The sequence below is a fragment of the Bradyrhizobium barranii subsp. apii genome, assembly GCF_011516635.5.
Classification (GTDB): Bacteria; Pseudomonadota; Alphaproteobacteria; order Rhizobiales; family Xanthobacteraceae; genus Bradyrhizobium; species Bradyrhizobium barranii.
The window spans coordinates 6,518,999-6,545,226 of record NZ_CP096255.1 but is presented as its reverse complement, the minus strand read 5'-3'; the positions used below and the strand labels follow the sequence as shown (position 1 = coordinate 6,545,226).

The following is a 26,228-nucleotide window of genomic DNA, read 5'->3' as shown; positions in this document are numbered from 1 at the left end:
ATTGTTTGCTGTGCAGCTAGGGCGCGGAGGCCGCTTCGACAATGCTGCTCCGGGAAAGGCATGGTTTCCAGTTTTTCACCGCGCCGGCGGGATCAATCGGACCTGGCGAACATCTCGACCAGGGTCTCGCGCAGCCAGCGCTGCGCCGGCACGGTGTCGTTGCGCTGGTGCCAGAACAGGCTGACGATGCGCGGTGGCGCCTTGAGCGGAATCGGCATGGCGTGCAGGAACGGCGCGTGCCGGGATTGCGAGCGCAGATCGCTCGGCAGCACGGCGATCAGGTCGGACTGGCGCACGACCTCGTAGGCGGCGCTGTAATGATTGACGGTCGCGACCAGGTTGCGCGACAGCCCGCGCGAGGCGAGGAAAAGATCGTAGGACGGCAAGGTCTTGCCGGCGAGGCTCACGTCCACGTGCCCCGCATTGAGGAAGCTGCGCGTGCTCAGCCGCTTCATCGCGGCGAGCGGATGGCCGCGCCGCATGAAGCAGGCGTAGTCGACGGTCCACAGCGAGCGCGAGCGAATGGCGGCCGGCTGTTGCGCCTCGTTGACATAGACGCTCAGCACGCAATCGACCCTGTTGTCCTCGAGCTGGTCGGCGATCTCCAGAATGGTGTTGGGTACGGTATGGACGCGCGCCTTGGGCGCGACCCTGCCGAAATGGTTCAGCAGGTTCGGCATCACCAGCGAGGCGACGTAGTCCGACATGGACAGGCTGAACTCGGTCTGCGCGCGGCGCGGATCGAACACCTGCTCGTCGAGCGCGCCGCGAACGCGTTCCAGCGCCTCGCCGATCGGCTCCCACAGCACCACGGCGCGCTGGGTCGGGCGGATGCCGGTGCCGGACCTGACGAACAGGGGATCGCCGAGCGCGTCGCGCAGGCGCGCGAGCGCGTTGCTGACCGCCGGCTGCGTCATCAGAAGCGCATTTGCGGCGCGCGTGACGCTGCCTTCGGTCATCAGGGCCTCGAAGACTTTCAACAAGTTGAGGTCGAGCGATCGGAACGACAGAACATTCACCACAGTGATGTACTAGATCATAATTATAAATTATGACGATAATATCTCTTTGTCTATGGTTCCTCCAAGGGATGAGCGGAGTGCCGGGCCGCCAGACAGAGGGGGACTTTCATGTCGATGATCTCGGCGCGCGTCGAGCGCCTTCCATTCGCGCGTTTCCACACGCATCTGCTGTTGATGGGCGGGCTCGGCTACGCATTCGACGCGATGGACGCAGCCGTGCTGGCCTTCATCCTGCCGGTGCTGCGCACGGCGTGGAATCTGTCGAGCGTCCAGATCGGCGTGCTCGGCAGCAGCACCTATATCGGCTTCCTGTTCGGCGCGTTGTTCGCCGGTACGCTCGGTGACCTGATCGGGCGCCGTGCGGTGATGATGTCGGCGCTGGCGCTTTACTGCGCAGCATCGATCGTGAGTGCGATGGTCGATACCTGGCCGTCCTTCTTTGCCGCCCGCGTTGTCGCCGGCATGGGGACCGGCGCGGAGAGCGCGATCATCGCGCCCTATCTCGCGGAGTTCGTCGCGCGGCGCTATCGCGGCAGCTTTACCGGCGCACTCGCCGGCTTCTTCTCCTTCGGCTTCGTCGCCGCAGCCTTGCTCGGCTACTTCATCGTTCCCGCCTACGAGAACGGCTGGCGCATCGTGCTGGTGATCACAGCGGTGCCGGTCGTCATGCTGCTGTGGTGGCGCCGGGCGCTGCCGGAATCGCCGCGCTGGCTCGAAAGCCGGGGACGGGAGAAGGAAGCCGAAGCCGTCCTCGACAGGATCGAGGCAGGCTTTGCGCGCGCGGGCCATGTCCTGCCGCAGCCGGTCGTCGAAGCGACGGCGCCGGCCGGAGCTACCGGAACGCTGCTCGCCAATTTCGCGGCGCTGCTCGCCGGCCGCCAGGCGCGCATCACCATCATGACCTGGATCATGTGGCTGGCGATCACCTTCAGCTATTATTCCTTCTTCGTCTGGATCCCCGGCCTGCTGGTCCAGAACGGGATGAGCATTACCAAGAGCTTCGCCTATTCGATCGCGATCTATTGCGCGCAGATCCCCGGTTATTTCAGCGCCGCGTATTTCAACGAGCGCATCGGGCGGCAGGCGACGATCGCGACCTACATGGTGCTCGGCGGTGCCAGCGCGCTCGGGCTCGCCTTCGCGCAAAGCGACCAGCAGATCATGGCGGCGGGGATCTTCCTGTCCCTGTTCATGAACGGCACCTATGCGGGCGTCTATGCCTATACCGCCGAAGTATTCCCGACGCCGGTCAGGACCACGGGTGCCGGGCTGGCCTCCGCAATCGGTCGCATCGGCGCGATCGTCTCGCCGATCCTGGTCGGCTATCTCTATCCGAATTTCGGCTTCGCCGGCGTATTCGGGGTCACCACCACTGTGCTGCTGCTCGGGGCAGTCACCGTCGTGCTGATGGGCGTGCCGACGCGCGGCCGCTCGCTGGAAGAGATCGCGGCGGGTGAAGTTGCATGACGCGGACGAAAGTTACCGCTGATCCCTGGCTCTGCGCCGTCGCGGCGGCGCAGAGCAGGGCGGATCAGCCGGATGCTCTGTTCGCGGCACTCGACGAAGCCGTGAAGTCGGCGATCGGGCACAAGCTGTTCACGATCCTGACCTACGACGGCGACAGCGGCGAAGCCGCGCGGGTCTATTCCAATCTTCCCGGTCCGTATCCGACCGGCGGACGCAAGCGCCTCGCGCCGGGCCCGTGGACCGAGGCCGTGCTCGACCGCGGCGAGGCCTATATCGGCCGAACGCGGGACGATCTGCGCAAGGTGTTCTCCGACCACGAGCTGATCGCCTCGCTCGGCTGCGCGAGCGTGCTCAACATGCCCGTGCGCTGGCGCGGCCGTACGCTCGGCTCGCTCAATCTGCTTCACGAGGCGGGCTGGTATGGCGAGGACGATATCGCCGCGTGCCTTCCCTTTGCCCAGCTCACCTTGCCGGCGCTGCTTGCGCCGGCCGACTTCTGACAGGATTCCGCGATGTCCAGCATCCTCTTCAAGAACGCCGCGCTGCTCGATCCGCTCCAGGCGGAATTGCTGGCAGGCCATGATGTGCTGGTCGAAGACAGCCTGATCAAGGAGGTCTCGGACCGGCCGATCCAGGCCACCGCCGATCGCACCATCGATCTCAAGGGCAGGACGCTGATGCCCGGCCTGATCGACCTGCATGTGCACGCCATCGCCGTTGAGCTTAACCTGGCGCAGCAGGTGCACATGCCGAACGTGCTGGTGACGCTGCGCTCGACGCTGCTGCTGCGCGGCATGCTGCGGCGTGGCTTTACCACCGTCCGCGACGCCGGCGGCGCCGGCCATGCGCTGAAGCAGGCGATCGAGACCGGCCTGACCGACGGGCCGCGGCTGTTCGTCTCCGGCCGTGCGCTCAGCCAGACCGGCGGCCACGGTGATATGCGGGCGCGCTCGGATTACCTCGCGAGCGACGCCCCGTGTCCCTGCTGCGTGCGTGTCGGGGCGCTGGCGCGCGTTGCCGACGGCGTCGATGGCGTGCGCAGGGCGGCACGCGAGGAGCTCCAGATGGGCGCCGACCAGATCAAGATCATGGCGTCCGGCGGCGTCGCTTCACCGACCGATCCGGTCGGCGCCTTCGGCTACTCCGAGGACGAGATCCGCGCCATCGTCGAGGAGGCGCGCGGGCGCCAGACCTACGTGCTCGCCCACGCCTACACCGCTGCCGCCATCGAACGCGCGGTTCGCTGCGGCGTGCGCACCATCGAGCATGGCAATCTGGTCGATGCTCCGACCGCGCGCCTGATGGCCGAAAAGGGTGCCTATGTGGTGCCGACCCTCGTCACCTACGAGGCGCTGGCCAACGAGGGCGCCCAATACGGCCTGCCGCCGGAGAGCGTGGCCAAGATCGCCGATGTCCGCGACGCCGGTCTGCGTTCGCTCGCGATCTATCGCGACGCCGGGGTAAAGATGGGATTTGGCAGCGATCTGCTTGGAGCTTCTCAACGCCTCCAGAGCGACGAATTCCGCATTCGCGCCGAAATTCTGGGAGCGCGCTCCGTCATCGCCAGCGCGACTTTGATCGGCGCCGAAGTGCTCGGCATGGAGGGCAAGCTCGGCCGGATCGCGCCCGACGCTATTGCGGACCTGCTCGTGGTCGACGGCAACCCGCTGCGCGATGTGGCCTGCCTGCTCGGCCAGGGCGAGCACATCCCGATGGTGATGAAGGCAGGCAAGGTCCAGTTCGACCGGCTGAACGCTTAAAGCGTTTTCGAGCGAAGAGGATACCGGTTCGCGTTAGGAACACACGTCTAAACAACCCTGCGCTACCGCCACATCCCCCGCATCCGCGCCCCGATATCGATCTTCGGGCCCTGCGCCGCAGCGCGGGCCGCAGCCGAAGCCGCCTTCGGCCAGGCGGTGCGCTCGAACAGATAGACGAGGGATTCCGGGATGAAGCGGGTGCGCGAGGCGTAGACGTGGCGATCGCCCTTGGCTTGCTGGCCGTGGGTGAAGAAGCGCTGCGGCACGACAAGATGCAGATCGTCCTTGGCGCGCGTCATCGCGACATAGAGCAGGCGGCGCTCCTCCTCAAGCTCGGCCGAGGTACCGGCGCCGAGATCCGACGGCATGCAGCCGTCGACGACGTTGAGCACGAACACCGACTTCCATTCCTGGCCCTTGGCGGAGTGGATGGTGGAGAGGATCAGATAGTCCTCGTCGCGGAGCGGAGGACCTGATTTGTCGCTGGTCGCATCCGGCGGGTCGAGCGGGAGCTCGGTCAGGAATTTCTCGCGCGAGGCATAGCCGCTCGCGATCTGCTCGAGCTGCATGAGATCGGCGCGGCGCGTCTCGGAATCCTCGTGGATGCGATCGAGATGCGGCTCATACCAGAGCCGCACGCGCTCGAGGTCGGCGGGCCATTCCGAGTAACGCAGATTTCCGACCGTGCGGACGAAGTCGGTCCACTCGGCGCCGCTGCGTGGCGGCACTGCAAGCTGGCCGAGCGCGACAAGCGGGTCGGTGCTCTCCGCCATCTGGTCGAGCACGCGCTGCGCGGTGGCGGGGCCGATGCCCGGCAACAGGTGCAGGATGCGGAAACCGGCGACGCGATCGCGCGGATTTTCGGCAAAGCGCAGCAGCGCCAGCACGTCCTTGACATGCGCGGCATCGAGAAATTTCAGTCCGCCGAACTTGACGAAGGGGATGTTGCGGCGGGTCAGATCGATCTCCAGCGGACCGGAATGCGAGGACGTCCGGAACAGCACCGCCTGGTGCTTGAGCAGCGCGCCTTGCTCGCGGTTGGCCAGCACCTCCTCGACGATGTAGCGGGCCTGGTCGGCCTCGTCGTGGACGGTGACGAGCTGCGGCTTCTGCGACGAAGTGCGGTCGGTCCAAAGGTTCTTGGTGAAGCGTTCGCGCGCAAGCCCGATGACGCCGTTGGCCGCCGCCAGCACGGGTTGGGTCGAGCGATAGTTGCGGTCGAGCGTGATCATCTCGGCGTGGGGGGAGAAGCTTTGCGGAAAATCCAGGATGTTGCGAACAGTGGCGGCGCGGAATGAATAGATCGACTGCGCGTCGTCGCCGACCACGGTCAGCCCGCGTCCATCCGGCTTCAGCGCCAGCAGGATCGAGGATTGCAGGCGGTTGGTGTCCTGATATTCGTCGACCAGCACGTGATCGAAGCGGCCGCCGATCTCTTCGGCGATCAGCGTATCGCTCATCATCTGCGACCAGTAGAGCAGGAGGTCGTCGTAATCCAGCACGTGCTGGGCCTGCTTGGCCTCGACATAGGCCGCGAACAGGCCCTTCAGCTCGGCGGCCCAGCCCGCGCACCAGGGATAGTGCTGGCCGAGCACCTTTTCGATCTCCATCTCGGCATTGACGCAGCGCGAGTAGATCGACAGGCACGTGCCCTTGGCGGGAAAGCGGCTCTCGGTCTTCGACAGGCCGCGCTCGTGCCGGACCAGATTCATCAGGTCGGCGGAATCCTCGCGGTCGTGGATGGTGAAGGCTGGATCGACGCCGATCCGCTCGGCATATTCGCGCAGGAGGCGCGCGCCGATGCCATGGAACGTGCCGGCCCAGGTGAGGGCGTCGCGCATGATCGCGGCATTGTTCTCGCCCAGCACCTTTCGTGCGATGCGCTCGACCCGGCCGGCCATCTCGGCCGCGGCGCGGCGGGAGAACGTCATCAGGAGGATGCGTCGTGGATCGGCGCCCGCGACGATCAGGTGCGCGACGCGATGGGCGAGCGTATTGGTCTTGCCGGAGCCCGCCCCGGCAATGACGAGCAGGGGCGCGCCCACGGTCGCGCCATCGGCGACGCCATGCTCCACGGCGCGGCGCTGCTCCGCATTGAGCGTATCCAGATATGTCGCCACGAATCGCCCCCGTGAAAGGGTGAGAGTCGGCGATCCCGGCGCGAATCGCAATGCGGCTGGACGGAACCAATGTTAAGACCTAGGGACAAGACGGCCCGAAGTTCCAGCCCGAGAAGCGCGCAACCGGCATGACCGAGCTCAAGCCCGACCAGTTCGAGATGCGGCGGCTGGAGTCGCTCAGCAACACCATCTTTGGTGTCGCCATGACGCTACTCGCCTACGACCTGCCCAAGGCCGCGGTGTTCACCAGTGCCCCGAACTGGAGCGATCTCGCCCATGTCTATTCCGGCAAGCTCGCCGGTCTCGCGCTCAGCTTCATCATCGCCGGCGTGTTCTGGATCAGCCACCACCGCCGGCTCGCGCGCCAGCCCGTGGGCAGCCGCGGCATGGTGATCCTCAACCTGTTCTTCCTGTTGTCGATCGTGCTGCTGCCGGTGACCAACGGCCTCTACACCAATTACAGCATAAGCAGCGCGGTGGCCGTGCTGTACGGCCTGCATCTGACCGCGATCGCCGGCCTCAATGCCTGGCTGTGGTGGACGATTTTGGGCGGCTGGCGCCACGAGATCATGGCCTCGATGTTTCCGCTGCTGGTGTTCATTCCGGGCACGATCGTTGCGGCCTTCGCGCCGCACGTCGCGCCCTACGTGTGGTTCATCGCCTTTGGCGGGCTGCTGATCCAGCGCTTCTACGTCGGGCGGGCCGAACCAGAGGCGTGAGGCGGCGGCTCATCCCTTTGTCGCGCCGAACCCGTCGGCCGGCACGTAAAGCTTGACCGGACGGATTTCGTAGACCGCCGACGGGTTGACCTCGCGCAGCTTCCGCGCCGCCGCGATCGCTTCCTCATCGGTATCGTAGTCGACGAGGTGGAAGCCGAGAAGCTGCTCCTTGGTCTCGGCAAACGGGCCGTCCAGCACCATGCCCGCGCCGGGGCCGCGCAAGGTGTGCGCCTTTCGGGTCTCATCCAGACGGGCGGCCGGCCCAAGGTGTCCGCTTGCCCTCAAGGGCGCCTGAACCTCGATCACTTTGGCCACGACCGCGGCGTCCTGCTCTGCCGTCCAGGACAAAATCTCGTCTTCCACGTGGTAGGCCAGGATGGCGTAAAGCATCGTCACCTCGTTTGTTTTTCAAGCTCGCAGTCGGAAGGATGTATGAGCGCCGCCGATACCGACAATCCCGGAGACTAACATATTGCGTCGCGCAAGTTGCGACGAAACCGTCCTGAAACCCGATTGCCGCCCTCGGAGGTGAACGCTGCCCAAAGCCGAGGCGACTGATTGCCACCAAGAACACTTCGGAGGCGGCCATGTCGACCATAAAGATCATCTGCGACGCGCGTCGGGCGGGAAAGTCGGAAGCCGCGGATTTGCACGACCAGTCCGGCCACCACCGCTATTACGGCAGCTCGGCCGAGAACGGCGGCGAGCGGATCGTCGAAAGCCGCCGCGGAAAACGCCCGCGCGCGCTCAATGTGTGTGGCTTCTGAAGCCTTCGGCGACACCGTCTCTCGACATGGACGTCCTGCAAATATCGATCGCGACGATGCCGTTCCTGCTTGCGCTGATGAGCCGGACGCGGAAGGCAATCGCGCCGTGCCTGCTGACGAGCATTATCACCGTGCTGCTCGGCGACGAGCCTCATCGGGCGGTCATGGCCTGGTGCGTCGGCGTGCTGATTGCCGCCGTTGCCCTGCGTGAGCGGCTTCGCGCGAGCTGAGCCGGCGCCGTCACGGCGCGCTCAGGACCTGTTTGACCAGCGCCTCGCGCAGCGTTGCCAGCTCGCCGCTCGCTTCCATCTGCGCGATCACCTTGCCGACCTTCGGCACCAGATCGCGATGGCGTTCGTGCAAATAATGGTAGATGTGGATGCGCTCCAGCGGTGGCGAGAGCGGGACAATCCTGGCCTGCAGATTGAGTTTCCTCACCGCCACGAGCCCGCTGAAGAGGTCGGTGACCATCAGCTCGAAACGCTCGGCGTCGAGCATCCTGATCATGTTCTCGAGGCTGGTGGTCGCGGTGACGCGGGCCATGCCGCGTGTCCCGGCCTCTGAGGAGCCGACGCCGCGGACGATTCCGATGCTGTACTCCCTGATCGAATTCCAGCCGGTGACGTCGAAACGAAGTTTCGTCGCGAAGACCGTCGGCTCGATGTAGTTGATCGCCGGCGTCACCTGAATCAGCGTCGGATAGTCGCTGGAGAGCGTTCCGATCCGCTGGATCTCGCCGTCGACCTCGCCGGCGCTCGACAGCGCCAGCGCGCGCTTGCCGGGGACGTCCTCGAACGCCAGCTTGATATTCAGCTTGGCGTAGACGGCCCGCAGCATCTCGCCGCCGACATATTGATCCGGGATGTCGGCGATCCGCGCCAGCCGGATCAGCTCCTGCGCGTGCGACGGACCGGCGGCGAGCAATGACAGGCAGGCGACGATGATCCGCCACATGACGCGTCTCCTTTGCCCTGCATGGCTACCATTGGATTCGGATGGCCGCGATCCACCTGGGTGGCACCCGCGTGGCGGCCGCACCGCTCGCTTGTCTTGCAGGCGACTGCGGACTTTAGCCAATGTCATTCCAGTACGCGAAGTGATAGTTTGCGCGAGAATCCTGCTGCTGGGCGCAAGACAAGACCCCGCCAAGCCGCCCATGGGCCGGCAGGATCGCCACGCTTCGCGTGATGAGAGAATTTCAACTGTCGAATTGCTCGCGGCGGCGACCCGCCGTCCGGAGCAGGGTGCCGCCATTCCGGGGACGTGGTGCATGGGTAATGCAGGCGACGAGGACTCCAAGCGCAGCAGTCGCGCCGGTCCCCCGGCGGCCGCGAAGCAGGATTTGAGCGGGATCGGCGCTGCATTTGCGCCAGCGATGATCGGAGCGCTGCTGTCGCGGATCTTCAACTGGTCGCGCAGCGGCGTCGGGCCGCGTCTGCTGGCCGCCGTGCTGCTGTTCTCTTCGATCGTCACGCTGATGCTGACCGCCCTTCAGCTCTATCTCGACTACGACCGTGAGGTCGGCGTCATCGAGACGCGGCTCGACGAGATCGGCCGCAGCACGACCGGCAGCCTCGGCGAGAGCCTGTGGAATCTCGACCAGAACCAGCTCGAGCTCCAGCTCGACGGCATCCTGCGGCTGCCCGACATCCGCGCCGCCGAGGTGCGCGAGATCGCCGATCGTCCCAATCCGATCCGTGTCGCGGTCGGCGAGCCGAGCACCCGCTCAGCCGTGACACGCGACTATCCGCTGAACTACAGCGTCCAGGGGACGTCACGCCCGATCGGCGTGCTCCATGTCGAGGCGACGCTGACAGACGTCTATCGGCAATTGCTCAACCGTGCCCTAGTCATTCTTGCAAGCCAGGCCGCGAAGACCTTTGTCGTCTCGCTGTTCATCATCTACATGTTCCATCTGCTGGTGACGCGGCATCTGGTCGCCATCGCCGAGTTCGTCGGCCAATACAGCCTGTCGCGGCCGCCGCCGCCTTTGCACCTCGAGCGCCGGCCGCCCCGCGATCCCGACGAGCTGGACAAGGTGATCGACGCCTTCAACGCGATGTGCGCGAATCTCGGGCGCGCCTATGGCGAGCTGCGCGAGGCCAACGCAAATCTCGAGCGCGACCTGAATATCCGCCGGCGCGCCGAAGAGGACGCGCGTGCCAGTGAAGAGCGTTTCCGCGACTATGCCGAGACCGCGTCCGACTGGTTCTGGGAGACCGGACCGGATCATCGGTTCACCTACGTATCCGACCGGGCCGGCGCCTTCGGCATGGACAACAAGGCGCTGGTCGGCAAGCACCGCACAGATGCCGCCTCCGACCGCGACGCCGAGCCTGAGAAATGGCGCGCGCACGTGGCGACGCTGGACCGCCATGAGCCGTTCCGGAAGTTTGAATATCGCGGGCGCGACGTGGCCGGCCGTATGCATCATTTCAACGTCAACGGCCAGCCGATCTTCGCCGCGGACGGACGCTTCATGGGCTATCGCGGGTCGGCCACCGACCTCACCGCGCAGCACGAGGCCGAGGAGCGGCTGCGCCAATCCCAGAAGATGGACGCGATCGGTCAGCTCACCGGCGGCGTCGCTCACGACTTCAACAACGTGCTCACGGTCATCACCGGCACCATCGAGATCATCCAGGAAGGGCTTGCCGAAAAGCCCGAGTTCGCCGCGATCGCACAGCTGATCGACGATGCGGCGGCGCGCGGCGCCGAGATCACCTCGCAGCTGCTGACCTTCGCGCGCCGCCAGCCGCTGGAGCCCCGCGACATCGATGTCAACGCACTCGTGGTCGAAACGGCGAAGCTGCTCAAGCCGATCCTCGGCGAGCATATCGAGATCGTGACCAGGCTCGCGGACGACGCCTGGTCCGCGATGGCAGATCCGTCGCAGCTCTCGTCGGCGATCGTCAATCTCGCCGTCAATGCGCGTGACGCGATGCCGGGCGGCGGCCGGCTCACGCTGGAGACCGCGAACCGCGACCTCGACGGCACCAGCGGTGCCGGTGACGGCGATGTCATGCGCGGCGCCTTCGTGATGATCGCGGTGGCCGACACCGGTCACGGCATCCCGGCCGACATCCGCGAGCGCGTGTTCGAGCCGTTCTTCACCACCAAGGGCGTCGGCCGTGGCACCGGACTTGGGCTCAGCATGGTCTACGGCTTTGCCCGCCAGACCGGCGGCACCGTCGTCATCGAGAGCGAGGAGGGGCGCGGCACGGTGATGCGGCTGTTCCTGCCGCGGTCGAAGGGCGAGGCGCCGGCCAGGACGGCGCCGGTTCAGCCGCCCGCGTCGGCACGCGGGCACGAGACGATCCTCGTGGTCGAGGACGATCCGCTGGTGCAGGGCTATGTCATCGCCCAGCTCGGCACCCTCGGCTATCGCACGCTCGCCGCCAGCGACGGCGCAGCCGCGCTTGCGCTGGTCGACCAGGGCGTCAAATTCGATCTCCTGTTCACGGACATCATCATGCCCGGCGGCATGAACGGACGGGAATTGGCCGAAGCCGTCCGGCTCCGCCGGCCGGGGGCGAGCGTGCTCTACACCTCCGGCTACACCGACGACACCATCGTCCACGAAGGACATCTCGATCCCGGCCTGGCGCTGCTCAGGAAGCCGTACCGGAAATCGGAGCTGTCGCAGAAGATCCGCGAGGTGCTTGCAGGTGAGCCGCCGGCCTGAGCGGAGCTCATCCATGCAGACGCCACCCACGAAAAAGGCGCGGCGGGGGGGCCCCGTCGCGCCCGATTTCTTGCTCGCTGGTCCAGGGCTGAGAGCGCCCCGATGCCAGGCCTTTCGTCAAAGCCTAGCGGGCGATCCCAGCGAGGTGACAGCGCTTGAGATAAGACACTGGATCACCTCCTTTCGTTTGGTTTCGGAACTCTGAATATAGGACGAAATCCCGCCGCCGTTAAGGGGCGCCCCGGGGGCGGGAACCAGCCTGTCCGCGAGACGGGAAAGACCGGTCCGGAGCAGTTGAGACTGTCGCCTGGTCGTGTTAGGGAGCCAGTGATGCGGGTGTAGCTCAATGGTAGAGCAGCAGCCTTCCAAGCTGAATACGAGGGTTCGATTCCCTTCACCCGCTCCAAATTTTTCGAAGATTTTGCGAGAGTGGTCAGGTTTCAGTCTGACAAATCGGCTGCTTGACACGTCCTGATGCTCGCTTTGCGATCGACTGTTTCGCGGTGGAACGATCGTGGTGTGCACTCTGGCGGGGGCCGCGCTCGGGCCGCGGCTCCTGCGGTGGTGAGGCGTTGCGTCAATACCGACGTCGAACTCGAAACCGCGACAAATGCGTGCGGCGATATCAGTGTCGATAGCTCGCGTCGCGATGGAACGCCGCGCAAGCCGCTCGACGTCGGCCGTCTCGCCAAGCTCGGCTGGCGCGCCGCGACTTCGCTTCACGATGGCTTGAGGCGCGCCTATGCGGCGTATCAGGCCGGCGCGCCGGTGGCGGCGCGAGAGTAGGAACCTTCACCGTAAACAAGAGTTGGCCGGTCGGGCAGGGCGAAAAGCCAAACGAGGCCGACCGTGCAAGAAGCCGTGCGCGTGCGCTCCACCGCGCAAATCGCGGGTCATCCGATTCATCCGATGCTGGTGCCATCGACAAGACCGGCGCACTGCTGGTCGCCGACGACAGCGGCAACACCGTGTGGCGGGTGACGGCGGCACATCCGCAGGTCACGCAGCGCTGGATATCGAGGAGTTGCACCATGGGCCTTGCTCAATACGCGATCGTGCCGGTCGAGGACGAATGGGGCGTGCTGCATGACGGCGACGTCAAAAGCAAATACGCGACCAAGGAAGCCGCGTTCGAGTCCGCGGTCGCTGCCGCATCCCTGGCGATCCGTCAGGGGCATGAGGTGCATGTCAGCGTGCCCGGTCGCGAAGCCGGCGGGAATGCGCTGGGAAGCTAGGGATACGATCAAGCCCGTGCGCTTGTGATTCTGAGCGAGTACGGCGCCACGACTGCGCATCATCCCTACGTGAACGAGATCCGCTAACCTGTTTCCGGCCGTCGCCACGCCACCCTGATCCTTCCTACTGACCGACGATGGCGTCGATTTCCTCTTTCAGGAGGGCGCCGTAATGTTCGAGGACGCCCGGCGTCAGCTTGGCGCAGAGCAGCGTGAAACTGAGCGCCGCGCCCGGCTTTTCGCCCGGCGTCATGATCGGCAATCCAACTCCGGCAATGCCGGGAATGAGCTCGCCCACATCCACCGCGTAACCGCGGCGACGGGTGTCGGCAATCAGCTGTCGAACCTTGTCCTCGGTGAGGTTGCGATAGGACGCGTAGCGCCCGAGGTTGGCGCGGATGATGTAGTCCTGCTCGTCCTCGTCCAGGAATGCGAGCATTGCGATCGAGCCCGGGCCCACGCCGAGGGGGACGAAACCGCCGATCGATCCCGTCAGCGTCGGCACGATGCATTCGCCGTCGCGCCGGTCGAGACAAACGGAATCGTGGTTGAAGCGGGCCATCAGATGCGTCGTGTCGCCGGTGCGGCGCCTGAGCCGGGACAGCGCGATCTCGCAGCGGCTGATGATGCCGGGGCCGCGAGCCGCGCGGACGCCGTAGATCGCCATGCGTGCACCCAACCTGTAGCGCCGTTTTTTGTCGTCGCGGGCAAGCAGCTTGTGACCGACCAGCGTGTTGAGGATGCGGTGACAGGTGGCGGTGTTGAGCCCGGAGCGGGCCGCCAGGTCCTTGAGCGATAGGCCCTCGACGCCGCCATCGGCGACGAGATCCAGCAGGATGACGGTCCGGTCGAGCAGCTGGGCTCCACCGGAGGGCGGTTGGGCGATCACCGGCACAGTATCTCACATTATGAAAAAAGAGGCCTCGGCAACTTGTACATTGAGAAAGATGCGTCTCCAATGATGAAAATTAGGTCGCTTGAGATTGATGCATATTTTTTGAGCGACCTGATTTCTGCATTCGCAAAGCTGATGGCTGACGCGGCGCTGTGGCAACAGCGCTGGAAGGCCGTGATTTATCCAGAGGAACAGGATGACAGGCTTCAAAACGATGATGGGCGTTTCCGCTGTTGCGCTCGCTGCTTTTTTTACTGGCAGCGCCGCCGTGGCGGGCACGCTTGAGAACGTTAAGGCACGCGGCAAGCTCGTCGTCGGCGTGAAGAATGATTACGTGCCCTATGGCTATCTGAACGACAAGGGCGACATCGTCGGCTTCGAGGTCTCGCTTGCGAAGTACGTTGCCAAGGAGCTCCTTGGCTCCGAGGACAAGATCGAGCTCGTGCCTGTCGTCGCGTCCAATCGCATCGAATTCCTGACCGCCGGCCGCATCGATGCGATCTTCGCCACGCTCGGCGTCACGGCCGAGCGCGCCAAGGTCATCGACTTCACGACGGAATACGTTTCCGCTGCCGGCCCGTCCGTGCTGGCGGCCAAGGAAGCGACGGTCTCCAAGTGGGAAGAGCTGAAGGGCAAGTCGGTCTGCGGCATCCAGGGCTCCTACTACAACAAGAAGATGACCGAGGAATTCGGCATCAATCTCGTGGCCTTCAAGACCCAGCCGGAAGCCTATCGCGCGTTGAAGGACAATCGTTGCATCGGCTTCGTCTTTGACGACATGACGCTTCAGCAGAAGCTCAAGGAGCCCGATTGGGCGAGCTACAAGATCGCGGTGGCGCCGTATGAATTCCAGCCGATGGCCGGCGGCCTCCGCAAGGGAGACACGGAATTCCACGACGCCGTCGACAAGGCCATCGGCAAGGCCGAGGCCGAAGGCAAGCTGATTGCTTGGGAGACCGAGTTCGGCATGCCGCACTCCGACTACATCGCCGCGCGGGCGAAGGCTGCGGTCGCGAAGAAGAACTGACGCACACGGAGCGGCCTTTGTTCGGACTCGACTATTCCTGGCTCGCGGATCCTGCGTACCAGCAATGGCTGCTGACCGGTGTCGTCAACACGCTGAAGCTGGCGGCGCTCTCATCGGGGGCCGCCATCCTCATCGGGATGCTCGGGGCCCTCGGGCTCACGCTGCGGATTTTCTGGCTCGATGCCCTGATCGAGCTGTTCGTCGAGGTGTTCCGCAACACGCCGCCGCTGCTGCAGATGTTGTTTGCCTATTTCACCTTCTCGAACCTCGGCCTCAAGGTGACCGATCCGTCGACGGGATTATCGGTTCCGCTTCTCAGTGCCTTTGCCTGTGCTGCGATTTCGCTCAGTCTCTTCGGCGGGGCGCTGGCGACCGAAGCCTTCCGCTCCGGCATCGAAACCATGCCGCGGTCGATCATCGATGCGGCGCGGTCGCTGGGGTACGGCCGATGGGCCCGCTTCTGGCGCATCGAGGCGCCGATCGCCACCCGCATCTGCCTGCCGGGACTGACGAACATCCTGACCAACCTCTTCAAGACGACGTCGCAGGCATCCGTCATCACCGTGCCGGAACTGATGTACTACGCCGGGCAGATCTACAATGACACGTTCCGCACGCTGGAGGTCATGATTCTGGTCCTCCTCATATATGTGGTGCTGGTGTCCATCCTCACATTTGCGATGGCGAGGCTCGAAGCCCTCATGGCCTTCCCGGGTTACGGGAGGGGGCATTGATCGCGGGCTCTATGCTCTCCTATGACGGAAAGAAGCGCGCCGTTCTGCTGCTGATCGCCTTTGGCGTGGCCGTCTGGATCGGGGTCGATGCGGCGGCGGGCGGCTCGGCGCACTGGAGCCGCGTGCTGGCGCGGCTTCCTCTGCTTCTCACCGGCTCGGCGTCCGGCTGGCCGATCAATGGCGGCTTTGCCCTCAATATCATTCTCTCGATCGCCTCCATGGCACTGGCGACGGTGCTCGGTACGATCATGGGTCTTGCGACGCTCGCCAGGTTCGGGCCGATCCGGCTCCCGTCTCTTCTGCTGATGAATTTCCTGCGCAATTCACCCTGGCTCGTTCTGCTTTTTGCAACGCTCTATTTCCTGCCGTTTGAGATGCATGTCTTCGGCACGACCATTGCGTTCCCGCCGTTCGTGAAGGCCGTGATTGGCCTTGCGCTGCCGACGGCGGCGAATTTCTCCGAGGTGATCCGGGGCGCCGTTCAGTCCATTCACAGCGGTCAGTGGGAAGCGGCACGTTCGCTCGGCTATGGCACCGGCCAGATCTATCGCCACGTGATCATGCCACAGGCGCTGCGGCGCATGATCCCGGGCTGGATGAATTCCTACGCGTTGCTGATGATCGCGACAGCGCTCGCCACGGTGACCGGTATCCAGGACGTGCTGACAATTCTGAATACTTTGCTCGCCATGGAGAACGAGCGCGTGATCGTCTACTTCTATTTGACCATCCTCTTCCTGTTCATCGCCTATTGCTATCCGATCGCGGTCGTCGCGCGCCGGTTGGAGCGCGCCGTGAAGGGAGAAAGCCTGTGAACCGCATCGACGCGCTGATCGAGCTCGACAACGTCCGCAAGTCCTTCGGTGACGTCCCTGTTCTCAAGGGCATTTCGATGTTCGTGCAGAAGGGCGAGGCAGTCTGCATTATCGGTCCTTCCGGGTCGGGAAAGTCCACCATTCTGCGCTGCATCAACGGCCTGATTCCCGTGGACGAAGGCTTTGTCCGCGTCGGCGCACACCGTGTGCATGACATGAGGTCGGAAAAGCAGATGCGGGTGCTGCGCCATCAGGTCGCGATGGTGTTCCAGCAGTACAATCTTTTCCCGCATCGCACCGCACTGGAAAACATCATGATGGCGCCGATCCAGGTCCTCGGACACGATCGCGCCGAAGTCGAGGAGCGGGCCCGCAAGCTCCTGAAGAAGGTGCGGCTCTCGGAGAAGGCGGACAGCTACCCGGGGCAGCTGTCCGGCGGCCAGCAGCAGCGCGTGGCAATCGCCCGCGCACTCGCGATGCAGCCGGAAGCGATCCTGTTCGACGAGGTGACGGCTGCGCTCGATCCCGAAACGGTAAAGGACGTGCTGTTCGCGATCCGCGAACTGGTGGAGGAGGGCCTCACCTGCATTCTCGTGACGCACGAGATGAAGTTCGCCCGGGAAGTCTCGCAACGCGTTTGTTTCACCGATCGTGGTCTGATCGTGGAAAGTGCGCCTCCTGCGGAACTCTTCGACAATCCGCGAGACCCGCGCACGCGCGAATTCCTCGGTCAGGTTCTCTGATCGCACCACCGGGGCGGACGCGCTGCGTGGTGCGGCCATCCCACGTGCAATGAAAATGAAAGGTGAGCCGGAAGGCCCAATACATCATGCCTCGTTTTGACGACATCTACGCCAAGGACTTCAAGGAAACGCCTTACTGGTGGGAGGCCGCGGAACCGGAGACCGATCTCGATCCGCTGCCGGAGCGAGCCGACGTCGTGGTCATCGGCTCGGGCTATGCCGGGTTGAATGCAGCGACTCATCTGGCGCGCGCCGGGCGCTCCGTCGTCGTCATCGACGGTGACCGGATCGGGGAGGGAGCCTCGACGCGTTCGGGCGGGATGGTGTCGAGTGGCCAGAAGCTGGTGGTTAGTGGTGCGATCAAGGGGATCGACCCCGTGCTCTTCTCGCGCCTGATCGGCGAGAGCAACGAGAGCTTCGATTATCTGAAGATGCTGGTCGAGACGGAGAAGCTGGATGCGGGGCTTGCGCTCAGCGGCCGCTTTTTCGGCGCCCACGCCGCGGGCGATTACGAAACCCTGAAGCGGCACGGCATGCTTCTGGCGGAAAAGACCGGCGTGACCGTACATTTCCTCGATCGCGCGCAGCAGCGATCGGCGATCGGTTCGGACTATTATCACGGCGGCATGGTGATCGACGAATATGGCGGTCTGCATCCGGGCAAGTATCACAAGGCGCTGCGCGACCGGGCGCGCGCCGCCGGCGTCATGCTGCGCTCGCATGCGCGCGCGGGTATGGTGCAGGATGGTGCGAAAGGAGAGAAGATCGTGCCGACCGCTCGAGGTGCCATCCGGGCTGCCCACGTGGTCGCAACCACAAACGGTTACACCGCCGCCGATGCGACGCCTGGCCTCGCCAGCCGCATCGTGCCGGTCAAGAGCTATCAGATTGCCACCGCGCCGCTGCCGGCCGATCTCCTGGCCGAGCTCATTCCGCAGGCCCGCATGGTGTCCGACACACGCCGTGATTTGATCTACGCCAGGCCGTCGCCTGACGGGACACGGCTTCTGTTCGGTTCACGCCCGGGCATCTTCGACATGCCCGACAAGCTGGCCGCGAAGCGGCTTTATGCGCGCATGTTGGCCATCTGGCCGCAGCTTGCGGGCGTGAAGATCACTCATGCCTGGAGCGGGCGCGTGGCCATGACCGTCGACAAGATAGCCCATCTCGGGGCTCGGGACGGCGCGGATTTCGCGGCTGGTTGCAATGGCAACGGCGTCGCGCTGATGACCTTTCTCGGCTACCAGACAGCACGCAAAATTCTCGGCGAGCAGAACATGCCATCGGCCTTCGATCGCGAGACATTCACGGCCGTGCCCTTCTATTCGGGCAAGCCCTGGTTCGTGCCGCTCTTTGCCGGCTGGTATCGCCTGCGCGATTTCCTCGACCGTCCGGGACGCTGATCCCGGGCGGCACATCCGGCCCGGCTCGCCTTCCGCGTACCCGTTTCAAGGAGGACCACGTGTCCAGGATTATTCCCGATCTTGTCGTCGCGCCGCAGGAGCTGCCTGCGCATGTGGACGTCGTCGTGATCGGCGGCGGCATCATCGGCGTGTCGACCGCGCTTTCGCTGGTTGAGCGTGGCGTCTCCGTTGCCCTGTGCGAAAAGGGATTGATCGGAGCAGAGCAGTCGTCGCGAAACTGGGGCTGGGTACGCCAAATGGGGCGCGATCCGGCCGAGTTGCCGCTCGCGATCGAGAGTCTTCGGCTCTGGCGTGGCATGAACGAGCGTATCGGCGGCGAAACCGGCTTTCGGCAGGCCGGCATCGCCTATCTCTGCGACACGGATGCCGACGTTGCGACGTATGACGAGTGGTTGAAACACGCCACGTCTTTCGATCTCGACTCTCGCTTCGTAAGGGGCGAGGCGCTGAAGACGCTCATTCCGGGTATGGCGAAACCGTTCCGTGCCGCGCTGCATACGCCGAGCGACGGCAAGGCGGAGCCGTTTATCGCCGTTCCTGCAATCGCGCGCGGCGCGGCCGCGAAAGGGGTGCATATCCTCACCAATTGCGCGGTCCGTTCCATCGAGCGGTCGGCGGGCAGGGTGAGCGGCTGTGTCACCGAGCGCGGGGAGATCCGCTGTTCGTCCGTCGTGCTGGCGGGAGGGGCTTGGTCGCGCCTCTTCGCCGGCAACATGGGCATCGATCTTCCGGTCCTGAAGATACTCGGGAGCGTCGCCCGCGTTTCTTCGATCGAGGGCGTTCCGGATTTTGCCGTTGGTGCGGGCAACTTCGCTTTCCGCCGCCGTCTGGATGGCGGGTTCACCGTCGCCCAGCGCAACGCGAACGTCGCCCCGATTACGCCGGACAGTTTCCGATTGTTCTGCGACTATACGCCGACGCTCATCAAGAGCTGGAACGAACTGACGCTTCGCATCGGCGGTCAGTTCGTTCGCGAGGTGAAAATGGCCCGCAGCTGGAAGAGTGATGAGGTTAGTCCTTTCGAGCATGTCCGCATTCTTGATCCCGATCCGTCGCTGCGGTTCGTCCACGGCGGCGTCACCCATCTGTGCGAAGCCTTCCCGGCGTTCCGCGACGCCAAGATCATGCAAATGTGGGCTGGCCTGATGGATGTCACGCCGGATGCCGTTCCAGTTATCGCGCCGGTCGGCTCCGTTCCAGGCTTCTATCTCGCGACCGGCTTCTCGGGCCACGGCTTCGGTATCGGTCCTGGCGCCGGCGCCCTGATGGCCGATCTCGTGACCGGTTCGACGCCCTGCGTAGATCCCGCACCCTTCCGGATGGAGCGCTTCAAGCGCCTGAAGAAGGCCGCCTGATTTTTGATGCCCACGCCAAACAAGGTGTAGTCGTCACGGGAGCTCTTCTCGTGGCAGACGGGCCGGTCTCCCACACACAGTCGCGCTGTCTGAGGCGGGCAATCTTGCCGGCATGGGAGAAGCGAGCCTAGCGTGCGCTTGTGGCGAAAAGCGTGTGTTGAACTGGCGGTCTGAAATATCTGGTCGTCTCTGCGTCGGATGTCGACGACGCGTCTCCGCCGGAGCGCTGCTGATCGGCGCACAATCGCCAACTGTGTTCAAGTCTGGCGAAAATAACATCATGTTAGGTTTATCGCATAACTGGGTAATTGTGTTAGCCCGGCGAAAGCCTATTGTCGCGACCAATCGGATACCCATCGGCAGTGACAAGCGCTCGCGGAAGTCGGCAGAGCGCCCGGAGAATGCTGCCCAATTTCGAGCGAAGCCCGACAACGGGACGTCAGCAAACCCAGTGGAGGAATTTTCTGCGATGACCACGACTCGCACGATCCGTCACATGAGTCAGTCCAGGAAGGCCGCTGCCAGCGGCTGGATCGGTTCGGCTCTCGAATATTATGACTTCTTCATCTACGCGACCGCCGCGTCGCTGATCTTTCCGCAAATCTTCTTCCCGTCGGAAAATCCCACCGTCGCCATCGTTGCATCGCTGGCGACCTATGGTGTGGGATATGTGGCCCGGCCGATCGGGGCTTTCGTTCTCGGACATTGGGGCGACACCCATGGCCGCAAGACCGTTCTCATCGTCTGCATGTTCCTGATGGGCATCTCGACGATGGCGGTGGGTTTTCTGCCGACCTATCAGCAGGTCGGCATCCTGGCGCCGATCCTGCTCGTCATCCTGCGCCTTGTGCAGGGATTTGCGGTGGCCGGTGAAATCTCCGGCGCGAGCTCGATGATCCTGGAGCATGCGCCGTTCGGCCGGCGCGGCTTCTATGCCAGTTTCGCCCTTCAGGGCGTGCAGGCCGGACAAATCCTCGCGGCAGCCGTGTTCCTGCCGCTGGCGGCCTATATGCCGACCGACGCATTCAATAGCTGGGGATGGCGGATTCCGTTCCTGCTCAGCTTCTTCGTCATTGTCGCAGGCTACATCATTCGTCGCGAAGTCGACGAAACCCCTGCCTTTGCGCAAGAGGGCGCACGGGGAGAAACGCCGCGGTCGCCCATTGTTCAGGCCATCAAGCTGAGCTGGCGCGACATGCTCAGGGTCATCTGCATGGCTCTGATGAACGTCATCCCGGTTGTTGCGACCATCTTCGGTGCGGCCTACGCGGTGCAGCCGGCCTATGGCATCGGTTTTGCCAAGGACGTCTATCTGTGGATCCCGGTCCTCGGAAATATGCTGGCCATATTCGTCATTCCCTTCGTCGGCAATCTCTCCGACAAGGTCGGTCGCAAGCCTCCGATCATCGTGGGCGCGCTTCTCTCCGGCTTGCTTGCCTTCGTCTATCTCTATGCCATCAGCATCAGGAATGTGCCGCTGGCGATCCTGGTGTCGCTGCTGATGTGGGGCGTCGTCTATCAGGGCTACAACGCCATCTTCCCGAGCTTCTACCCGGAGCTGTTTCCGACCCGCACGCGGGTGTCGGCGATGGCGATCTCGCAGAACATCGGAACGACCATCACCGCGTTGCTTCCGGCCCTGTTTGCGACCGTGGCGCCTCCCGGCTCGGACAATATCCCCTTGACGGTGGGAGCGATCGCCTTCGGTATCACTGTCATCGCGGCGCTGGCGGCCGTCACGGCCCGGGAGACCTATCGGGTCAGTATCGACGATCTCGGCAATCCCAAGGCCGTTCCGATGCCGCGGGCCGACTATGAGCGGCAGCGTGCGGAGGCGGCGAGCCGTGCGGCCGCAATTCCGACCTGAAGGGCACGCAAGGAGCCTGCCGCTGCGATCGATGATGTTTGCAGCGGCAGGGCTCGATGCGTTACGAGATTGCCGATTCGAATTTTTGTGCGCGCGAGCGCGATCATCATGAGGTCAAGGGATGAACCCCGTTGTTGTTGCTGTCGCCATCACCGGCTCCGTTCCGCGCAAGAAGGACAATCCCGCGGTGCCGATCTTGCCGTCCGAGCAGATCGAGTCGACGCAGGAGGCCTTCGAGGCCGGCGCCACGCTTGCCCATATCCATGTTCGAAACGATGACGAGACGCCGTCCTCCGACCCCGCGCGTTTCGCGCAGGTGCAGGAGGGGATCAAAATGCATTGTCCGGGGATGATCGTTCAGTTCTCGACCGGCGGGCGCGGCCGCGATCCCTCGGCGCGGGGATCATCGCTTTATCTGAAGCCGGACATGGCCTCGCTGTCGACAGGATCGGTGAACTTTCCGACGATCGTCTATGAGAACGGCGCCGCCCTGGTCGAGACTCTCGCGACCGGCATGAAGACAAATGGCATCCGCCCGGAAATCGAGATCTTCGATCTGTCGCATCTACACGGTGCGCGGCGTCTGATCGAGGCGGGGCTGATGGACTCGCGTCCGCACGTGCAATTCGTCATGGGCGTCAAGAACGCGATGCCTGCGGACGAGCATGTCCTCGACATCCTCCTGGGAGAGCTGAAGCGGCTGATCCCGAAAGCGACGTGGACGGCGGCCGGGATCGGACGCCATCAGGCCGAGGTCATGGGCTGGGCGCTTGCGCGCGGCGCCGACGCGGTGCGCACCGGGCTCGAGGACAATATCAGGATCGACAAGACGCGCCTGGCCGCCAGCAACGCCGAGCTCGTGACCATCGCCGGCGAGGCTGTCACACGCCACGGCCGGCGCGTCGCGACCGCGGCCGAGGCGCGATCCGTGCTCGGGCTCGCGGGGTAGGGGCTACTGCCTCCTGCTGACATGCTCCCGGCCGCCTTCTGCCATTCGGCGGCCGGCGTTCCGCTGCGCCAGGACTTCCGTTATCAAGACTCCCGCTATGACGTGTCTGTGCGCACGCATGCAGCTGGGGCAGGCGACGATCGGAATGCGGTTCTTGAAATCTGACGGCAGGCTCATCGGGGTCCTGCTGGTGCTTGCCATCACCCAGCTCATTGGATGGGGCACGATCGGTCTTCCGCCGATCGTGGGCCGTGACCTCGCGGCCGATCTCGGCATGAGTCTGCCGATGGTGTTTGCGGGCACCTCGACGCTTTATGTCACCATGGGCCTGTGTGCGCCTTGGCTCGCCAAGGCTTTTGCGCGGCACGGCGCACGCAAGGTGATGATGGCGGGCACCGTCGTGGCCGTGCCGGGCTATGTCCTTCTGTATTTTGCGCACGAGCCGATGCTCTATTTCGTGGCCTGGGTCATTCTCGGCATGGGCGGCAGCGCCACACTGTCGACCGGCGCCTATATCATGCTCAACGAGGTCGCCGGGCGACAGGCCAAGAGCGCGATTGGTGCGCTCATGCTGGTGACGGGACTGTCCGGCAGCATCTTCTGGCCGACCACCTCGTTCCTGAGCGGTCATTTCGGTTGGCGCGGCACCTGCCTCGTCTACGCCGCCATGCTGTTTCTCGTTTCGCTTCCGCTTTATGCTTTCGCAACTCCGCGCCGGGCCGTCGCGAAGGAGGGGGGCACCGCTCCCGCAAAACAGGCCAATGCGCTGTCGATTCCGCGGAGCACGTTCGGCCTCGTCGTCGCCGCGATCACCGTCAATGCCTTCGTCACTTTCGGCCTGAGCGCCGTTTTCATCGAATTGCTGCGCGCCGAGGGGCTGGCGCCGGCGCAGGCGATCGCCTTCGGCTCGATGCTCGGCGTGATCCAGGTCAGCGCCCGCGGGCTCGATTTCCTCGGCGGCGGGCGCTGGGACGGCATCACGACGGGGCTTGTCGCCGGCACGGCGCTGCCCGTGGCCATGCTGCTCTTGATGCTGAGCGAGGGGGCGACCTGGGCGGTCGCGGTCTTCATCCTGCTCTATGGCGCCGGCAGCGGTGCCATGGCGGTGGCGCGGGCGACGATACCGCTGGTGTTCTACGATCAGGCCGAGTTCGCCAAGGCGTCGTCAATGATCGCGCTCCCGCTCAATCTCGCCTCCGCCATCTCGCCGCCCGTTCTTGCCGGCCTGCTCACCCAATACGGCAGCCGCGGCGCGCTCGGTCTCACCTTCGTCTGTTCCTGCGCGGCCGTGATGATCCTGCTTCTGCTCAGCCGCCGCCGTCCGCAGATGGCCGCGGCCGGTGTGGTGTGAGGTCGGCGGCACGTCGGTTGCCGCGAGTTGCCGGTCGCTTCCTATTCGTTTTCACCGAGTGTCGCCCGGCCGCCACAGCAATAGCGGGAGGAACCCGCTAGAGTTGGAATCGTCAATCCCATGGGCCGGAATTTGCAATGAAACGCACGCTGATCTGCCTCGCCGCGCTGGCCTGCTCCGCCGTCGCTGCGGATGCTGCCGACTTGCCCGTTAAGGCAGTGCGCTCTGTCGCCGTGTCGCCCTTCGCATGGACTGGCTTCTATGCAGGTGTCCAAGGTGGTTACGCGTGGAGCCCGGATCGCACTGTCGAATTCGTCTTGGGCGGGCCTCCGACCGGCTTCACGCATGGGTTCCGCGCGGACGGCGGCTTCGGCGGTGTCCATGTGGGCTACAACCATCAATTGGACAGGCTCGTTGTTGGCCTTGAGGCCGATGTAGACGTGGGCCCGGTGAACGGCGGATTTAACATCCCGTTTTTCCGATACGACGCGCGCAAGGAGTGGGAGGCCTCCGTTCGCGGACGGCTCGGCTTTACACCGACTGAGCGCCTGCTGCTCTATGTGACGGGTGGCTTGGCGTTCACCGAGGTGAAGTACCGGTGGACGTCGACATTGGCAGTTCCCACGGTGGATGCCGACATTTCGAAGACCGGATGGACCGCAGGCGTCGGCGGAGAAGCGGCGCTGACCAATCGGGTTACGGCGCGCCTGGAATATCGCTATAGCGATTTCGGCACGTCCCGCTTCGACTGGCCCGACGTCGGGGCGAGCTACGAGCAGCATCCTCGCTTCCAGTCCGTGCGCGGTGGAATCAGCGTCAGGTTCTAGCCGTCATCAGCGGCGCGGATCGCCGTGGCGGAGCGCCGGCGCAGGCGCGATAGCCGTGGCGCGGAAATTCGCCCGCCGCAGGGCCGCTCCTGCTGCCGGGCGATGGATAGCCGTATGCCCCGAACGCAGTGCTCAGGACTCCAAAATGGTGTATCCGCAGGGAGCGCGGCCAGGGCTTAAGGCCGCCGCGCCAATATCAGTTCCCGGAGGAAATCGACATGTCGGCCTTGCCGCTCTCAGGCATCAAGATCCTTGATCTCACCCGCGTGCTTGCCGGGCCCCTGTCGGCCCAGATGCTGGGTGATCTCGGCGCGGAGGTGATCAAGATCGAGCGGCCGGGCACCGGCGACGACGCGCGCGCCTTCGGCCCGCCTTATCTGACCGACCCCGAGGGCAAGGCCAACAACAACAACTCGTTCTACCTTTGCGCCAACCGCAACAAGAAGTCGGTCACCGTCAACATCGCCAAGCCCGAGGGGCAGGCGATCATCCGCGCGCTCGCCAAGGACGTCGACGTCTTCATGGAGAACTACAAGGTCGGCGATCTCAAGCGCTACGGCCTCGACTACGAGACGATCAAGGCGATCAACCCCGGCATCATCTATTGTTCGGTGACCGGCTTCGGCCAGACCGGCCCGTACGCGCCGCGCGCCGGCTATGACGCGATCCTGCAGGCGATGGGCGGTCTGATGAGCGTCACCGGCCATATCGACGGCGAGCCCGGCGAGGGTCCGATGAAGGTCGGCCCGTCGATCGTCGACTACATGACCGGCATGAACACCTCGATCGGAATTCTCTCGGCGCTGTACCATCGCGACGCCAATGACGGGCAGGGGCAGCACATCGACGTCTGCCTGTTCGACACCGTCATCGCATCGCTGTCGCACTGGCTGCAGATCTACCTCGTCAACGGCAAGATGCCGCCGCGCCGCGGCACCTGGGGCAATGGCGGCATGCCGGCCGGCGTGTTCCGCTGCACCGACGGCGAGCTGATGCTGGTGGTCGGCAATGACGGCCAGTTCCAGCGCACCTGCGCCGTGCTCGGCGAGCCCGAGCTTGCGAACGACAAGCGCTTCGTCAAGAACAACGACCGCGTCGTGCACGGCAAGGAGATCATGGCGATCTTCGCCGGCCTGTTCCTGAAGCAGCCGGTGGCCTATTGGCTCGAAAAGCTGGAGGAGGCCGGCGTGCCGTCGGGCCCGATCAACAATTTCGAGCAGGTGTTTTCCGATCCGCACGTCCAGTCGCGCGGCATGCGGGTGAAGGTCGATCATCCGTTCGAGCCCGATCTGTCGCTGATCCGCAACGCGCTGACCCTCTCGGAGACCCCAATCAAGAATTACCGCGCCCCGCCGCTGCTCGGCGAGCACACCCAGGAAGTTCTCGGCGGCAAGCTTGGTTATGATGCCGGCAAGATCGAACAGCTGAAGCAGCAGGGGATCATCTAGCTTCGCTTCCTGATCCTC

At 64.5% G+C, this 26,228-nt stretch carries 25 protein-coding genes, 1 tRNA gene and 1 pseudogene; 22 read left to right on the top strand and 5 right to left on the bottom strand.

Translation table 11 applies throughout. From position 1 onward, the window contains the following. Positions 1–92 precede the first annotated feature (92 nt). Positions 93–959, bottom strand: a complete 867-nt coding sequence (locus tag HAP41_RS31325) for a LysR family transcriptional regulator (RefSeq protein ID WP_248577128.1) — start codon at positions 957–959, stop codon at positions 93–95. A gap of 171 nt (positions 960–1,130) precedes the next feature. Here HAP41_RS31325 and HAP41_RS31320 point away from each other — a divergent pair, with 171 nt between their 5' ends. The 3 genes from HAP41_RS31320 to HAP41_RS31310 are packed head-to-tail and all read left to right on the top strand — an operon-like array spanning position 1,131 to position 4,249. Next, entirely contained in the window at positions 1,131–2,489 is a 1,359-nt protein-coding gene (locus HAP41_RS31320; RefSeq protein WP_166092534.1) for an MFS transporter, read from the top strand. Continuing rightward, the gene (locus HAP41_RS31315; RefSeq protein WP_071912729.1) at positions 2,486–2,989 is read left to right on the top strand and encodes a GAF domain-containing protein; all 504 of its coding nucleotides are present in this window, start codon (positions 2,486–2,488) and stop codon (positions 2,987–2,989) included. Before HAP41_RS31320 ends, HAP41_RS31315 begins: the two co-directional genes overlap by 4 nt. Positions 2,990–3,001: 12 nt before the next feature. Beyond that, positions 3,002–4,249, top strand: coding sequence for a metal-dependent hydrolase family protein (locus tag HAP41_RS31310; protein ID WP_071912731.1), 1,248 nt, complete (start codon positions 3,002–3,004; stop codon positions 4,247–4,249). Between the two features lie 62 nt (positions 4,250–4,311). Here the strand turns inward: HAP41_RS31310 and HAP41_RS31305 are convergent, their stop codons facing one another. Further along, positions 4,312–6,369 (bottom strand): ATP-dependent helicase, encoded by a 2,058-nt coding sequence (locus tag HAP41_RS31305; protein ID WP_166092559.1) that lies wholly within the window; start codon positions 6,367–6,369, stop codon positions 4,312–4,314. A gap of 128 nt (positions 6,370–6,497) precedes the next feature. Between HAP41_RS31305 and HAP41_RS31300 the strand changes: the two genes are divergently transcribed. Further along, on the top strand, positions 6,498–7,088 hold the full coding sequence (locus HAP41_RS31300; RefSeq protein WP_166092564.1) for a TMEM175 family protein: 591 nt from the start codon (positions 6,498–6,500) through the stop codon (positions 7,086–7,088). A 9-nt stretch (positions 7,089–7,097) separates the two neighbouring features. Here HAP41_RS31300 and HAP41_RS31295 read toward each other — a convergent pair whose 3' ends face one another. Continuing rightward, on the bottom strand, positions 7,098–7,478 hold the full coding sequence (locus HAP41_RS31295; protein WP_166092572.1) for a YciI family protein: 381 nt from the start codon (positions 7,476–7,478) through the stop codon (positions 7,098–7,100). A gap of 197 nt (positions 7,479–7,675) precedes the next feature. Between HAP41_RS31295 and HAP41_RS31290 the strand changes: the two genes are divergently transcribed. Both HAP41_RS31290 and HAP41_RS31285 read left to right on the top strand, forming a co-directional pair. Further along, entirely contained in the window at positions 7,676–7,855 is a 180-nt protein-coding gene (locus HAP41_RS31290; RefSeq protein ID WP_028149875.1) for a hypothetical protein, read from the top strand. 26 nt (positions 7,856–7,881) lie between these two features. Further along, a complete protein-coding gene (locus HAP41_RS31285; RefSeq protein ID WP_166092576.1) occupies positions 7,882–8,085 on the top strand; it encodes a hypothetical protein in 204 nt (67 codons plus the stop codon). 10 nt (positions 8,086–8,095) lie between these two features. Here the strand turns inward: HAP41_RS31285 and HAP41_RS31280 are convergent, their stop codons facing one another. Beyond that, on the bottom strand, positions 8,096–8,809 hold the full coding sequence (locus tag HAP41_RS31280; RefSeq protein WP_166092583.1) for a substrate-binding periplasmic protein: 714 nt from the start codon (positions 8,807–8,809) through the stop codon (positions 8,096–8,098). A 316-nt stretch (positions 8,810–9,125) separates the two neighbouring features. On the opposite strand from HAP41_RS31280, the gene HAP41_RS31275 reads away from it, so the two are divergent. From HAP41_RS31275 to HAP41_RS31260, 4 genes and pseudogenes are all read left to right on the top strand, one after another. Beyond that, entirely contained in the window at positions 9,126–11,540 is a 2,415-nt protein-coding gene (locus tag HAP41_RS31275) for an ATP-binding protein (RefSeq protein WP_166092588.1), read from the top strand. Positions 11,541–11,872: 332 nt separating this feature from the next. Continuing rightward, positions 11,873–11,946, top strand: a tRNA-Gly gene (locus HAP41_RS31270). Between the two features lie 212 nt (positions 11,947–12,158). Beyond that, positions 12,159–12,326: pseudogene (locus HAP41_RS31265) on the top strand (GDP-L-fucose synthase); the annotation flags it as partial. Positions 12,327–12,571: 245 nt separating this feature from the next. Continuing rightward, entirely contained in the window at positions 12,572–12,775 is a 204-nt protein-coding gene (locus HAP41_RS31260) for a hypothetical protein (protein WP_166092593.1), read from the top strand. Between the two features lie 124 nt (positions 12,776–12,899). Here the strand turns inward: HAP41_RS31260 and HAP41_RS31255 are convergent, their stop codons facing one another. Next, positions 12,900–13,670, bottom strand: coding sequence for an IclR family transcriptional regulator (locus HAP41_RS31255; protein ID WP_063982551.1), 771 nt, complete (start codon positions 13,668–13,670; stop codon positions 12,900–12,902). 36 nt (positions 13,671–13,706) lie between these two features. Here HAP41_RS31255 and HAP41_RS31250 point away from each other — a divergent pair, with 36 nt between their 5' ends. From HAP41_RS31250 to HAP41_RS31195, 12 genes are all read left to right on the top strand, one after another. After that, positions 13,707–13,955 carry a hypothetical protein gene (locus HAP41_RS31250; RefSeq protein ID WP_166049508.1) on the top strand — a complete coding sequence of 83 codons (249 nt, stop codon included), beginning with the start codon at positions 13,707–13,709 and terminating at the stop codon, positions 13,953–13,955. After that, entirely contained in the window at positions 13,939–14,697 is a 759-nt protein-coding gene (locus HAP41_RS31245) for a transporter substrate-binding domain-containing protein (RefSeq protein WP_224580689.1), read from the top strand. Before HAP41_RS31250 ends, HAP41_RS31245 begins: the two co-directional genes overlap by 17 nt. A gap of 17 nt (positions 14,698–14,714) precedes the next feature. Continuing rightward, a complete protein-coding gene (locus HAP41_RS31240) occupies positions 14,715–15,431 on the top strand; it encodes an amino acid ABC transporter permease (protein WP_166092603.1) in 717 nt (238 codons plus the stop codon). Then, the gene (locus HAP41_RS31235) at positions 15,428–16,246 is read left to right on the top strand and encodes an amino acid ABC transporter permease (RefSeq protein WP_224580690.1); all 819 of its coding nucleotides are present in this window, start codon (positions 15,428–15,430) and stop codon (positions 16,244–16,246) included. The genes HAP41_RS31240 and HAP41_RS31235 overlap by 4 nt, the downstream gene beginning before the upstream one ends. Next, positions 16,243–16,989: an amino acid ABC transporter ATP-binding protein gene (locus HAP41_RS31230; RefSeq protein ID WP_166092606.1), complete on the top strand. Its 747-nt coding sequence runs from the start codon at positions 16,243–16,245 to the stop codon at positions 16,987–16,989. The genes HAP41_RS31235 and HAP41_RS31230 overlap by 4 nt, the downstream gene beginning before the upstream one ends. Before the next feature lie 86 nt (positions 16,990–17,075). Continuing rightward, positions 17,076–18,392 carry an NAD(P)/FAD-dependent oxidoreductase gene (locus HAP41_RS31225; RefSeq protein ID WP_166092615.1) on the top strand — a complete coding sequence of 439 codons (1,317 nt, stop codon included), beginning with the start codon at positions 17,076–17,078 and terminating at the stop codon, positions 18,390–18,392. A gap of 59 nt (positions 18,393–18,451) precedes the next feature. After that, entirely contained in the window at positions 18,452–19,768 is a 1,317-nt protein-coding gene (locus HAP41_RS31220; RefSeq protein ID WP_166092622.1) for an NAD(P)/FAD-dependent oxidoreductase, read from the top strand. Between the two features lie 469 nt (positions 19,769–20,237). Continuing rightward, a complete protein-coding gene (locus HAP41_RS31215; RefSeq protein WP_166092625.1) occupies positions 20,238–21,635 on the top strand; it encodes an MFS transporter in 1,398 nt (465 codons plus the stop codon). 121 nt (positions 21,636–21,756) lie between these two features. Then, entirely contained in the window at positions 21,757–22,584 is an 828-nt protein-coding gene (locus tag HAP41_RS31210) for a 3-oxoadipate:acetyl-CoA acetyltransferase (RefSeq protein WP_166092636.1), read from the top strand. A gap of 145 nt (positions 22,585–22,729) precedes the next feature. Further along, a complete protein-coding gene (locus tag HAP41_RS31205) occupies positions 22,730–23,935 on the top strand; it encodes an MFS transporter (RefSeq protein ID WP_166092649.1) in 1,206 nt (401 codons plus the stop codon). Between the two features lie 137 nt (positions 23,936–24,072). Further along, positions 24,073–24,762 (top strand): outer membrane protein, encoded by a 690-nt coding sequence (locus tag HAP41_RS31200; RefSeq protein ID WP_166092656.1) that lies wholly within the window; start codon positions 24,073–24,075, stop codon positions 24,760–24,762. Between the two features lie 218 nt (positions 24,763–24,980). Then, positions 24,981–26,210 (top strand): CaiB/BaiF CoA transferase family protein, encoded by a 1,230-nt coding sequence (locus HAP41_RS31195; protein ID WP_166092662.1) that lies wholly within the window; start codon positions 24,981–24,983, stop codon positions 26,208–26,210. Positions 26,211–26,228: the final 18 nt, after the last annotated feature.

What these genes read in the sequence shown, in the direction of transcription:
- HAP41_RS31315 (WP_071912729.1), top strand. Translation starts at nt 2,486, where the DNA reads ATGACGCGGACGAAAGTTACCGCTGATCCCTGGCTCTGCGCCGTCGCG.
- HAP41_RS31200 (WP_166092656.1), top strand. Translation starts at nt 24,073, where the DNA reads ATGAAACGCACGCTGATCTGCCTCGCCGCGCTGGCCTGCTCCGCCGTC.
- HAP41_RS31295 (WP_166092572.1), bottom strand. Translation starts at nt 7,478, where the DNA reads ATGCTTTACGCCATCCTGGCCTACCACGTGGAAGACGAGATTTTGTCC.
- HAP41_RS31310 (WP_071912731.1), top strand. Translation starts at nt 3,002, where the DNA reads ATGTCCAGCATCCTCTTCAAGAACGCCGCGCTGCTCGATCCGCTCCAG.
- HAP41_RS31205 (WP_166092649.1), top strand. Translation starts at nt 22,730, where the DNA reads ATGCGGTTCTTGAAATCTGACGGCAGGCTCATCGGGGTCCTGCTGGTG.
- HAP41_RS31225 (WP_166092615.1), top strand. Translation starts at nt 17,076, where the DNA reads ATGCCTCGTTTTGACGACATCTACGCCAAGGACTTCAAGGAAACGCCT.
- HAP41_RS31320 (WP_166092534.1), top strand. Translation starts at nt 1,131, where the DNA reads ATGTCGATGATCTCGGCGCGCGTCGAGCGCCTTCCATTCGCGCGTTTC.
- HAP41_RS31325 (WP_248577128.1), bottom strand. Translation starts at nt 959, where the DNA reads ATGACCGAAGGCAGCGTCACGCGCGCCGCAAATGCGCTTCTGATGACG.
- HAP41_RS31285 (WP_166092576.1), top strand. Translation starts at nt 7,882, where the DNA reads ATGGACGTCCTGCAAATATCGATCGCGACGATGCCGTTCCTGCTTGCG.
- HAP41_RS31195 (WP_166092662.1), top strand. Translation starts at nt 24,981, where the DNA reads ATGTCGGCCTTGCCGCTCTCAGGCATCAAGATCCTTGATCTCACCCGC.
- HAP41_RS31210 (WP_166092636.1), top strand. Translation starts at nt 21,757, where the DNA reads ATGAACCCCGTTGTTGTTGCTGTCGCCATCACCGGCTCCGTTCCGCGC.
- HAP41_RS31260 (WP_166092593.1), top strand. Translation starts at nt 12,572, where the DNA reads ATGGGCCTTGCTCAATACGCGATCGTGCCGGTCGAGGACGAATGGGGC.
- HAP41_RS31275 (WP_166092588.1), top strand. Translation starts at nt 9,126, where the DNA reads ATGGGTAATGCAGGCGACGAGGACTCCAAGCGCAGCAGTCGCGCCGGT.
- HAP41_RS31215 (WP_166092625.1), top strand. Translation starts at nt 20,238, where the DNA reads ATGACCACGACTCGCACGATCCGTCACATGAGTCAGTCCAGGAAGGCC.
- HAP41_RS31300 (WP_166092564.1), top strand. Translation starts at nt 6,498, where the DNA reads ATGACCGAGCTCAAGCCCGACCAGTTCGAGATGCGGCGGCTGGAGTCG.
- HAP41_RS31280 (WP_166092583.1), bottom strand. Translation starts at nt 8,809, where the DNA reads ATGTGGCGGATCATCGTCGCCTGCCTGTCATTGCTCGCCGCCGGTCCG.
- HAP41_RS31290 (WP_028149875.1), top strand. Translation starts at nt 7,676, where the DNA reads ATGTCGACCATAAAGATCATCTGCGACGCGCGTCGGGCGGGAAAGTCG.